This is a genomic window from Gemmatimonas sp. (genome assembly GCF_044344655.1).
Classification (GTDB): Bacteria; Gemmatimonadota; Gemmatimonadetes; order Gemmatimonadales; family Gemmatimonadaceae; genus Gemmatimonas.
Genome location: NZ_JBIJCN010000067.1, coordinates 1 through 10563, shown reverse-complemented (window position 1 = coordinate 10563; position 10563 = coordinate 1). Strand labels below are relative to the sequence as shown.

The following is a 10563-nucleotide window of genomic DNA, read 5'->3' as shown; positions in this document are numbered from 1 at the left end:
GCCGGCGTGGACTTCGTCGGCGGCGCGCCCGGCTCTGATCCGGCTGCGGTCGCGTACGATGCCGTCGATGCGGGCATCACGCGCGGCGTGGATCTGATCATCATCGACACGGCGGGGCGATTGCACACTAGTGACGACCTGATGACGGAGCTGCGCAAGATTCACCGCGTGATCAAGAAGCGACTCCCTGAGGCCCCGCACGAGGTGCTCCTCGTGCTCGACGGTACGATTGGCCAGAACGCGCTTTCTCAGGCGCGCACCTTCTCCGCTGCGGTACCCGTTACGGGCGTGGTCGTCACCAAACTTGACGGCACCGCCAAGGGGGGCGTCGTAGTGGCCGTGCACGAGGCGCTCGACGTGCCCATCAAGTTCGTGGGGCTGGGTGAGCAGATCGGCGATCTCGAGCCCTTCGACGCCGGCGAGTACGCGCGGGAGCTCGTCGACGCGTGACATTTCGCGGCGATCCGGATGCGCAGGAGCGTCGGCGACGCCCGCCCGCGCGTCCGGCCCCGCGGCTGACACTCGACACGCCCGTGCTGTATCTCAAGGGCGTGGGGCCGGCGCGCGCCAACTCGCTGGCCAAGCTGGGAATCACCGTGGCGGGCGACCTGCTCCGTCACGTACCGCACCGGTACGAAGACGCCAGCACCGTCACCCCGATCGCGTCGGCAGCGGTGGGCGGCGACGTGACAGTGCTGGGCAAGGTGATCGCCAAGGGGGTGCTGCCCACCCGGAAGGGCCTGCGGGTGTTCCAAGCGGTCATTCAGGACACGACCGGGATGCTGGAAATCGCGTGGCCTGGGCAGCCGTTCCTCGATCGCACGATCGGCAAGGGGGACTGGCTGCTGTGCACCGGTCCCGTGCGCTTCTTCCACGGTCGACGGCTGCAGCCACGCGAGTTCGTCAACCTCGGGCCCGACGAGGAAGGGACGTCGGAGGGGCGCGTGCTCGCGGTGTACCCGAGCACCGAAGGGCTGTCGGTGCGCCTGCTGCGCGGCATGGTGCAACAGCATCTCGACGCGCTCCTCCCGCTCGTGACCGAGCCGCTGCCCGCCTCGTTGCTCGAGGAGGCAGACGTGCCGCCGCTGCGCGACGCGCTCCGCATGGTGCACCGCCCCACGAGTGTAGCCGAGGCGGAGCGGGGGCGCTCGCGCCTGGCGTTCGAGGAGCTGCTGTGCGTGCAGCTGCTGCATCGCAAGGCTAACCAGATCGCGCGCGATGCCGCCGGCGGCCGCCAGTTCGAGAACCGGCGTGCGCTCACCAGTCGCCTGCGGGCGGCGCTGCCCTATACGCTCACGCACGCGCAGGTACGGGCCATCCGCGAAATCGTGTATGACATGAACAGTCCGCGGCGCATGCATCGCTTGCTGCAGGGCGACGTGGGCGCCGGCAAAACGGTGGTGGCGGTGTTCAGCGCGTTACTCGCGATGGAGAACGGTGCGCAGGTGGCACTCATGGCTCCCACCGAACTGCTGGCCGAGCAACACGCCCGCAGCGTGGCGGCGTTGCTGGCACCGCTGGGTATCGCGCCCGTGCTGCTCACCGGACGACTGGCCGCGAAGGACAAGCGCGCCGCGCTCACCCGCCTTGCGAGTCCCGAACCGGTGCTGGCCATCGGTACCCACGCGCTGTTGCAGGACGACGTGGCCTTCGCCGATCTCGGGCTCGTGATCATCGACGAGCAACACCGCTTCGGGGTGGAGCAGCGCGCGGTGCTGGGCAGCAAGGGCAATGCGCCCGACGTGCTGCTCATGAGCGCCACACCCATTCCGCGCTCGCTCGCACTCACGATGTACGGCGATCTCGATGTGAGTGTTCTCGACGAGCGCCCGCCGGGGCGTCAGCCCATCACCACGGTGGTTCGTCCGGAGAGCGGGCGGGCCAAGGTGTTCGAGTTTGCGAATGCGCAGCTCGAGGCCGGTCGACAGGTCTACGTGGTCTATCCGCTCATCGAAACGAGCGAGAAGATCGACCTTAAGGCGGCCACGGTCATGTACGAGGCACTGCTCGCGGGGCCGCTGGCCGGTCGGCAGGTGGCACTGCTGCATGGTCGCCTCCCCGCCGAGGAACGTGATGCCATCATGCGCCGCTTCCGCGACAGGGAGATCCAGGTGCTCGTGGCCACCACCGTCATCGAGGTGGGGATCGACGTGGGCAATGCCACGGTCATGATCATCGAGCACCCCGAGCGCTTTGGCCTCTCCCAGCTTCACCAGCTGCGTGGCCGTGTGGGGCGCGGGGTAGAGCAGAGCTATTGCATTCTGCTCGGTGATGTCGGCGCTGAAGCGGCGGAACGTCTGGGCATGTTCGCGGCCACCGAGGACGGCTTCGAAATCGCCCGCGCTGACCTGCAGCTGCGGGGCATGGGCGACTTGTTCGGGGCACGGCAGCATGGCTTGCCCGCCTTCCGCATCGCGGATCCTCTTCGCGACGAAGCCCTCAACGAGACGGCGCGGGCCGTGGCCGATCGCGTGCTGCGTGAAGACCCCGCACTCTCTCAGCCTCGACATCAGGCACTCAAGCATCAGCTCACGGTCGGCTATGCCCGCGCGCTCGAGCTGTTCCAGGTGGGGTAGCGCCACGTACGGCAGGGCCTCCATGGCCGCCGTACCGCAATGCCAAGCGGCAGCGCTCCCCACCACCGGGGGCGGTTGGTGCTCCCTCCGGGCCGCGGCCAGTCCCGACCATGGGCTGGCCAGTGCATTATTCAGGGCATTCGCTCGTGCAGGTTGACCGTTCGGTCAGTGCACCATGGCTGCGAGCCGCCCTCCTTCTGCCGGTCCCGTGAACGCTTCCACCACCCGTATCGCCGATCTCAAGCACCACGCCGGCGCCACCGTCACCGTGCGCGCCTGGATCACCCACCTCCGCTCCAAAGGCAAGCTTGGATTTGCCGTGGTGCGTGATGGCACCGGGGTCATGCAGGCGGTGGTCGTGAAGGCCGAGGTCAGCGACCAGGCGTGGGAGGCGTTTGGGCAGCTCACACAGGAGTGCAGCGTGGCGCTGACCGGTGAGGTGCGCGCTGATGCCCGGGCACCGGGTGGCTTCGAAATGGGGGTCAAGGAACTCCAGCTCATCGGCGCGAGCCCGCTGGATTACCCCATTCAGCCCAAGGAACACGGCATCGACTTCCTTCTCGATAACCGCACCTTCTGGCTGCGCAGCCAGCGCCAGGTCGCGATCATGCGCGTGCGACACGAACTCGAGCAGGCGGTCCACGACTTCTTCTACGCGCGTGACTTCGTGCGCTGTGACACCCCGATCCTCACCGCCGCGATCGGCGAGCGGGCAGGGCTCTTCAGCACGGAATACTTCGACGAAGGGACCGCCTACCTCGCGCAGACCGGCCAGCTGTACGGTGAGGCCCTCGCTGCGGCACTCGGCCGCATCTACACGTTCGGGCCCACCTTCCGCGCCGAGAAGTCGAAGACGCGTCGTCATCTCACCGAGTTCTGGATGATCGAACCGGAGATGGCCTGGTACGATCAGGACGACAACATGGACCTGCAGGAAGCGTTCGTGCGCTACCTCGTGGAGCGGGTCCTCGAACGTCGGCAGGAAGAGCTCAAGGTCCTCGAGCGCGATACGAGCAAGCTGGATTGCGTGTCGCAGCCGTTCGTGCGCCTCGACTACGGCGACGCGGTAAAGCTTGCGCAGTCGAAGGGGAGTGAAATCGTCTGGGGCGACGACCTTGGCGCCCCTGACGAGGCGATGATCGTGGACGAGTACCAGCGCCCGGTCTTCGTGGTGAATTATCCCAAGGAGGCCAAGGCGTTCTACATGAAGGAGAACCCGGCCGATCCGCGCACCGTGCGTTGCGCCGATCTCCTTGCCCCCGAAGGCCGCGGCGAGATCATTGGCGGCTCGCAACGCGAGGACGATTACGACAAGATCCTTGCGCGCCTTACGCACGAGGGACTGCCGATCGACGCCTACGGTTGGTACCTCGATCTTCGAAAGTACGGCACCTTCACGCACTCCGGCTTCGGGCTCGGTCTTGAGCGCACGATCGCCTGGATCTGCGGCATCGAGCACATCCGCGAGGTGATTCCGTTCCCGCGATTGATGGGACGGATCACGCCGTAAGCCTACGCGCCCCGCTCCCCCGCCTTCACCGCATCCCAATACCCATCCTGCTCCTCGAGCGACAGCCCACTCAGCGTCTTGCCGTCCGCGTTTGCGAGCCGCTCCATCGCCGCGTACCGCCGCACGAACTTCGCATTCGTGCGGTCCAGCGCGAGGGCGCCGTGGACGCCGGTCTTACGACATAGGTTGACCACCGCGAAGAGTAGGTCTCCGAGCTCCGCTTCGAGGGCATCCACGTCCCGCACTGCGCCGGTGGCCGGATCGATCAGCATGGCCACCTCGTCGACCTCCTCGCGCACCTTGGCGAGCGGCCCGAGGGCGTTGTCCCAGTCGAACCCCACGCCGGCTGCACGGTCCTGCAGCCGATGGGCGCGGTGGAGCGACGGCAGGCCAGCGGGCAGCCCCTCTTCGAGCGTGGAGCGCTTCGCCTTCTGCGCCTTCAGGCTCTCCCACGGGCGTTTGATCCCGTCGCCGTAGAGATGGGGATGGCGCGCGTGCATTTTGGCGATCAGCGCCCCAGCCACGTGCTGCATGCTGAAGGCACCGCGCTCCTCAGCCACCACTGAGTGGAAGAGCACCTGCAGCAGCAGGTCCCCCAACTCGTCACGCAGCACGGCATCGTCGCCGCCGGCAATGGCGTCGTCGACCTCGTGCGCCTCCTCGATCAGGTACGGGCGCAGCGACTGGTGCGTCTGCGCCGCATCCCAGTCACAGCGCGCGCGCAGGTCCTTCATGAGGGCCAGCGCGTCGTCGAGTGGCCGCGGCAGGGGCATGTCGTGCGGCGCGTTCGTCTGTGGGGCGGAAAGCGGATCGGTCGACATCGTTGGCGGGCTGCGTGAGGACGCTTAGGATTGCCACTATGGCTATTGGTTCTCTGGCGGCTCCGCCAATATACCCGACCTGCGAGACCGACTTCGCCCGCGCCTGGCTCGACGTCGACGTGAGTGCGCTTCGACACAACGCCGACGTGCTGCGTGCCCGCGCCGGCGTGCCGCTCCTCGTCATGGTGAAGGCCAACAGCTACGGCGTGGGGGCCGTGGCCGTGGCGCACGCGTTGGGCGTGCCCTTCGTCGATCAGCCGGCGGGGGCTCGCGCGCCCTGGGGCGTAGGCATCGCGTCGCTCGATGAAGCCGAGGCGCTGCGGGAGGCGGGGTGCACCGGTCGCATTGTGTGCCTCCAGCCGCTCCTCCCTGACGAGCTGCCGCGGGCGCATGGGCTCACGGTGCGCCCCGCGCTGCATCGCCATGCCGACATCGCCCAGTGGCGGGCCCTCGGTGGCGACCGCCCATGGCACCTGTCCATCGATACGGGCATGGCACGGGCCGGCGTGCGGTGGGATGCCGTGGCACCCCTTGCCGAGGCCGTGGCTGCGCATCCACCCGAGGGCGTGTTCACGCATTTCCACTCGGCCGACGAGTCGATCGCCAGCCGAGACCAGCAGGAAGCCCGCTTCGCCGACGCCCTGACCACCCTCGGGCCGGCCCTGCCGTCCACGGCCCTGCGGCACCTCGACAACAGCGGGGCCATCGCCACCCGCGCTGTCGGTTCGCCGGGTCAGCTCGCCCGACCGGGTATTGCCCTCTACGCCGGCATGTTCGCGGCGGAGCTCGGGCTGCGGCAGGTGGTGCACCTGCGGGCCCGGGTGATCGACCTGCGCGACGTGCGCGAGGGCGAGTCGGTCTCCTACGGCGCCACGTGGCAGGCCCCCGGCCCGCGGCGCATCGCCACCGTTGCCTGCGGTTACGCCGACGGCTATCGCAGGCATCTTTCCAACGCCGGTGTGGTCCTAATAAATGGCGTCCGCTGCCCGGTGGTCGGGCGGGTGACCATGGACATGATCATGGTCGACGTGACGCACACCAGCTGCGACCTCGGTACGGTGGCGACGCTGATCGGCCGCGACGGCACCGACGAGCTCTCGACGGAGATGGTGGCCGCCTTGGCTGACGTGTCTCCGTACGAGCTGCTGGTTGGCCTCACGCTACGGGTGCCGCCGGTGTATAAAGCAGGCTTCTAGTCTTTCCCCGGTCATTCTTGAGTGCGCATGGCAGCCTCGCCCCCAACCGTTGTTCCGTCGTCTGATCCGGCCCTCCGGCGCGCCCTTGTGGTCGTGCTGGATGGCGTGGGGTGTGGGGCGGCCCCTGATACCGATGCCTATGGCGACACGGGGAGCGATACGCTGGGGAATGTGGCGCGGGCCGTGGGCGGGGTGGCGCTCCCCAATCTCGGGCGCCTCGGACTGGGTAACGCGACGGCGGTGCAGGGGGTGCCACCAGCCGCGCACCCGGTGGGCGGCTACGGGGTGATGCTTCCCCGGTCATCGGGGAAGGACAGTACGACCGGGCACTGGGAGATCGCTGGACTCCATCTCGACCGCCCCTTTCCCACCTATCCGCAGGGCTTCCCTCCCGAGGTGATCGACGCCTTCGCGCAGGCGACTGGCCGGCCGGTGATTGCCAACACCGTGGCCAGCGGCACGGCCGTCATCGCCGCCTACGCCGAGGAGCAGCAGCGGACCGGCGCGTGGATTGTGTACACCAGCGCCGACTCGGTCTTTCAGGTGGCGGCGCACGAGGCGTGGATCCCCCTCGACGAGCTGTACCGCGCATGTGAGCTGGCCCGTCACCAGCTGGTGGCGCCGCACGACGTGTCGCGGGTCATTGCCCGGCCGTTCACGGGGACGCCGGGGGCCTGGACGCGCACCGCCAACCGGCGGGACTACTCCATCCAGCCCCCTGGCACCACCCTGCTGGACGTGCTCGAGGCCGCGGGGGTCCCCCGGGCCGGCGTGGGCAAGGTGGACGATCTGTTTGCTGGCCGCGGCATTCAGAGCCGGCACACGCACGACAATGCGGAGGGGGTGGAGGCGATCCATCGGTGGCTAGATACGGCATCGCGTGGGTTCTGCTTCGCCAACTTGGTAGATTTCGACCAGCAATACGGCCATCGCAACGATGTGCCAGGTTTCGCGGGGGCGCTCGAGGCGTTCGATCGGGCGCTCCCTTCACTGCTTGCTGCACTCCGGGAGGACGACCTGCTGTTCATCACCGCCGACCACGGCAACGATCCCACCACGCCATCCACCGACCACGCGCGCGAGCGCGTGCCGTTGCTGGTCGCGGGGGCACGTGTGCGGGGCGGCGCGCTGGGCACGCGGGAGACGTTCTCCGATCTCGGGGCTACCGTGGCTGATTGGTTCGGTCAGTCGTGGCGCGGCCACGGCTGTTCCTTTCTCCCCGAGCTGTTCCACACGTGAGCGCATTCCCTCCTCAACATCAGCGCCTGCGTGAGGCGGCCGACGCCGCCCGCGCCAATGCGTGGGCACCGTATTCGCACTTCCCAGTGGGCGCTGCGCTTGAGACGGCCGACGGCCGGATCTTCGCCGGTTGCAACGTGGAGAACGCGTCGTATCCGGCCGGCACGTGTGCCGAACGGGTCGCGCTCGGGACGGCCGTGGCGGCCGGCGCCCGGCAGTTCGCTCGTGTCGTGATCACGTCACAGCAGCAGGATCCCACGCCTCCGTGCGGGATCTGTCGTCAGGCGCTGGTGGAATTCGCCCCGGCGCTGGAAGTCTTTGCCGTAACGCCCGATGGGCGCTCGGCTCGCTGGTCGCTGGCCGAGCTGTTGCCGGCACCGTTCACGCCTGCTTCGCTCGAGAATGTCTGAGCGCGTTCGTTGGTCGTGGTCGCGTTTGCGCGCCCCGTTGCTCCTGCTCACCCTCGTCACCTCCTCGCTGGTGGCGGCGGCCTGCACCGAAAACCTCGAGGGAGGAGCGGCCTGTCCGTCTCTCTGCCCCGAGCAATCGCAGCAGGTCCGCGACACCACGTTCGAGGCTGTCGCCCTCGATACGTCGTTGGGTGGCTTCCCCTCACTTGGCTTGTCGGCCACGATGCTGCTGGCCAATAGGCCGGACACCGTCGTCACGCGCAACATCCTGCGGTACGACGCGCTGGTGACCTCGTTCAATCCCAACGGCACCGGCGCCCTCGACTCGATCACCACCATCGACTCGGTGTATCTGCGCCTGCCGCTCGATACGAGCGGCCGCCGTGGCACCGCGCCGGTGACCGTTCAGGTGTTCGACGTCGACACCACCGCCAGTGACACCGTCCCCGCGGTGTTGCGTTCGCTCTTCCGCCCCGATCGTCTGCTGGGCGCCCTCACGGTGACGCCGTTCACCACGGGGGACACGATCAAGATCCCGCTCAGCAAGACCGCGGTGGCAAGGAAGATCGCTGCCAAGGCGCGGCTGCGGCTCGGGTTGCGCCTCGTCGGCGGCACGGGCCAGCTGCGCCCGCGCGCCTTCACGCTGGGCACGGGGGCGGCCACCGTGCAATACGATCCCGCCACCGACACGACCTATCGGCCCATCGCGGTGGCCACCACCACGACGATCGCTGGCGCCACGCCCGATGTGAACCTCGCATACACGGTCTACTCGTTGACCGACGTGGGGTCGCCGCCGCTAACAGCCAACACGCTCCTGGTGGGTGGCTATCCCGCCTATCGGACGTACCTGCGCTTCAACGTGCCCGCCCGCATCACGGACTCCAGCACGATCGTACGCGCTGACCTCATTCTCACGCAGCAGCGCAGCCGCTTCGGCAACGCCAATGACACCGTCGCGGTGCTGCCGATCGTGCCCGCCACCACCTCGGCGGTCTCCGACCTGCGCCGCATCCTCGACCTTGCGGCCGAGGGGCGCTTCGCCGGCGTGGATAGTACGCGGCTGGTGCCGAGCGACAGCGGCGCACGCACCATAAACGTGCTCGCCCTCGCTCGTAATTGGCGCAATCTGCCCACCAACGTTCCGCGCGCGCTCGCGTTTCGCATCAGCCAGGAAGGCGCACAACCCGCCGAACTGCGCTTCTTCAACAGCAAGGCGGCGGCGGGGCTTCGCCCCAAGCTGCGCATCACGTACCTGCCGAAGTCGGAGTTCGTTCTGCCATGATGCGCACGCCTGTGCACCTCCGCTACACGCTCGCGATTACCGCGGCGCTGCTCACCGGTGGCTCCTCGGTCGACGCGCAGGGCTCGCTCGGCGCGCTCGGCTTCGGCTATCCCGTCAACGGCGTCAGCACGCGCACGGCAGGCACGGTCGGGGCACTCGCCGAGTTCGATGCGCTCACACCCATTAATCCGTCATCGATCGGCGGCATCAGCCGCACGGTGCTCAGCGTGCAGACGGAGCCGGAGTACCGGACGCTCACCATCGGCGGCGTGCGCGAGAAGACCGCGTCGCAGCGTGTGCCACTGCTCATGGTGGTGCTCCCCGCCCGCCACGGAGTGGCCGTGTCGTTCAGTGCGCGCGGGTTCCTCGACCGCTCGTACACCACCAGCACGACCGGTTCCGCGGTACTCGACGGCGCGACGGTGCCCACCACCGACAAGCTCGAGATGCGCGGCGCCATTGGCGACCTGCGCGGGGCCGTGGGGTGGCAGATCGTTCCACGCGTCCGTGTGGGCCTTGGTGGCCACATCTTCACCGGCGAGCACCAGGCAACCCGCCAGCGAAGCTTCGCCGACACGTTGCTCTTCGGCGGTACGCTCGATACCTCGAAGGTCACCTACTTCGGCACCGCCCTCTCCTTCGGGGGGGAGGCGCAACTGATCAAGGGGCTCGCGGTTGCGCTGTCGTATCGCATGGGGAACGACTTCGATGCCCGTATTCGCGACACCACCCGCGCCACCGGTGCCGTGCCGGCCCGCCTCGGCGCCGCCGTGCGCTATGACGGCATTCCCGGTGCGGTATTCTCCGTGGGGTACGAGCAGGTGCGGTGGTCCGATATGCAGCCCATGGCGTCATCCAGGACCACGGCCAGCGATGCCGCCAACTATTTCGGTGGTGCCGAGATTGCCGGTCCGCGCGTCCGTGGCTACCCGATGATGCTGCGCGTGGGATACGCCCGTAACGCCCTGCCATTCAGCAACAGCGCACAGGTCGTGCAGGAGTCGCGGCTGGGCGGCGGTGTCGGCATGCCGATCGCACGGGATGCCGCCTCGATCGACTTCTCCCTCCAGCGCGCCAACCGTTCCCTCGCGGGGACTACGGCAACTGAGCGCGCCTGGCTGCTGGGCCTCGGCGTCCAGATCCGTCCCTGAGAGTATTGCCGCATGAGTGAGGAGCTCCACGTAACGTCGGTGCCGAAGCCCACCGTGTACATCGAGACCTACGGCTGCCAGATGAACGTGGCCGACTCGGAGCTCATGTACGGAAAGCTGGCCGCGCATGGCTACGCGCCGGTCGATGCGCCGGACGGTGCCGACGTGATTCTCGTGAATACGTGCGCCATCCGGGAGAATGCCGAAACCCGAGTGATCGGCCGGCTTGGGGAACTGAAGCGGTTCATGAAGCCCGATACGATCGTGGGCGTCACCGGGTGCATGGCGCAGCGGCTCGGGCCGCGCGTGCTCGACCAGGCCAAGCATGTGTCGCTGGTGGTGGGCCCCGATGGCTATCGCGCCCTACCGGCGCTG

The 10563-nt window shown here is 68.2% G+C and carries 8 protein-coding genes and 2 pseudogenes; 9 read left to right on the top strand and 1 reads right to left on the bottom strand.

The genetic code is table 11. The annotated features are described in order from the left end of the window. The 3 genes and pseudogenes from ACIQ51_RS13250 to asnS form a co-directional block, all read left to right on the top strand. Positions 1–450, top strand: a pseudogene (locus tag ACIQ51_RS13250) (signal recognition particle-docking protein FtsY); the annotation flags it as partial. Continuing rightward, the gene (gene recG / locus ACIQ51_RS13245; RefSeq protein WP_396205531.1) at positions 447–2576 is read left to right on the top strand and encodes an ATP-dependent DNA helicase RecG; all 2130 of its coding nucleotides are present in this window, start codon (positions 447–449) and stop codon (positions 2574–2576) included. The pseudogene ACIQ51_RS13250 and the gene recG, both read left to right, overlap by 4 nt. A 208-nt stretch (positions 2577–2784) precedes the next feature. Next, on the top strand, positions 2785–4086 hold the full coding sequence (asnS, locus tag ACIQ51_RS13240; protein ID WP_396205530.1) for an asparagine--tRNA ligase: 1302 nt from the start codon (positions 2785–2787) through the stop codon (positions 4084–4086). 2 nt (positions 4087–4088) lie between these two features. Here asnS and mazG read toward each other — a convergent pair whose 3' ends face one another. Further along, complete coding sequence (mazG, locus tag ACIQ51_RS13235; protein ID WP_396205529.1) at positions 4089–4907, bottom strand: nucleoside triphosphate pyrophosphohydrolase; 819 nt, start codon at positions 4905–4907, stop codon at positions 4089–4091. Between the two features lie 38 nt (positions 4908–4945). Between mazG and alr the strand changes: the two genes are divergently transcribed. From alr to ACIQ51_RS13205, 6 genes and pseudogenes are all read left to right on the top strand, one after another. Next, entirely contained in the window at positions 4946–6103 is a 1158-nt protein-coding gene (gene alr / locus ACIQ51_RS13230) for an alanine racemase (RefSeq protein ID WP_396205528.1), read from the top strand. A gap of 27 nt (positions 6104–6130) precedes the next feature. Then, positions 6131–7342 carry a phosphopentomutase gene (locus ACIQ51_RS13225; RefSeq protein WP_396205527.1) on the top strand — a complete coding sequence of 404 codons (1212 nt, stop codon included), beginning with the start codon at positions 6131–6133 and terminating at the stop codon, positions 7340–7342. Further along, entirely contained in the window at positions 7339–7752 is a 414-nt protein-coding gene (gene cdd, locus ACIQ51_RS13220; RefSeq protein WP_396205526.1) for a cytidine deaminase, read from the top strand. The genes ACIQ51_RS13225 and cdd overlap by 4 nt, the downstream gene beginning before the upstream one ends. Then, positions 7745–9037: a hypothetical protein gene (locus ACIQ51_RS13215; protein WP_396205525.1), complete on the top strand. Its 1293-nt coding sequence runs from the start codon at positions 7745–7747 to the stop codon at positions 9035–9037. Before cdd ends, ACIQ51_RS13215 begins: the two co-directional genes overlap by 8 nt. Beyond that, positions 9034–10188: a hypothetical protein gene (locus ACIQ51_RS13210; RefSeq protein ID WP_396205524.1), complete on the top strand. Its 1155-nt coding sequence runs from the start codon at positions 9034–9036 to the stop codon at positions 10186–10188. The genes ACIQ51_RS13215 and ACIQ51_RS13210 overlap by 4 nt, the downstream gene beginning before the upstream one ends. Positions 10189–10200: 12 nt before the next feature. Further along, a pseudogene (locus ACIQ51_RS13205) lies at positions 10201–10563 on the top strand (tRNA (N6-isopentenyl adenosine(37)-C2)-methylthiotransferase MiaB); the annotation flags it as partial.

Coding starts and splice junctions, on each gene's coding strand:
- ACIQ51_RS13210 (WP_396205524.1), top strand. CDS start 9,034: ATGATGCGCACGCCTGTGCACCTCCGCTACACGCTCGCGATTACCGCG.
- ACIQ51_RS13225 (WP_396205527.1), top strand. CDS start 6,131: ATGGCAGCCTCGCCCCCAACCGTTGTTCCGTCGTCTGATCCGGCCCTC.
- alr (WP_396205528.1), top strand. CDS start 4,946: ATGGCTATTGGTTCTCTGGCGGCTCCGCCAATATACCCGACCTGCGAG.
- ACIQ51_RS13215 (WP_396205525.1), top strand. CDS start 7,745: ATGTCTGAGCGCGTTCGTTGGTCGTGGTCGCGTTTGCGCGCCCCGTTG.
- mazG (WP_396205529.1), bottom strand. CDS start 4,907: ATGTCGACCGATCCGCTTTCCGCCCCACAGACGAACGCGCCGCACGAC.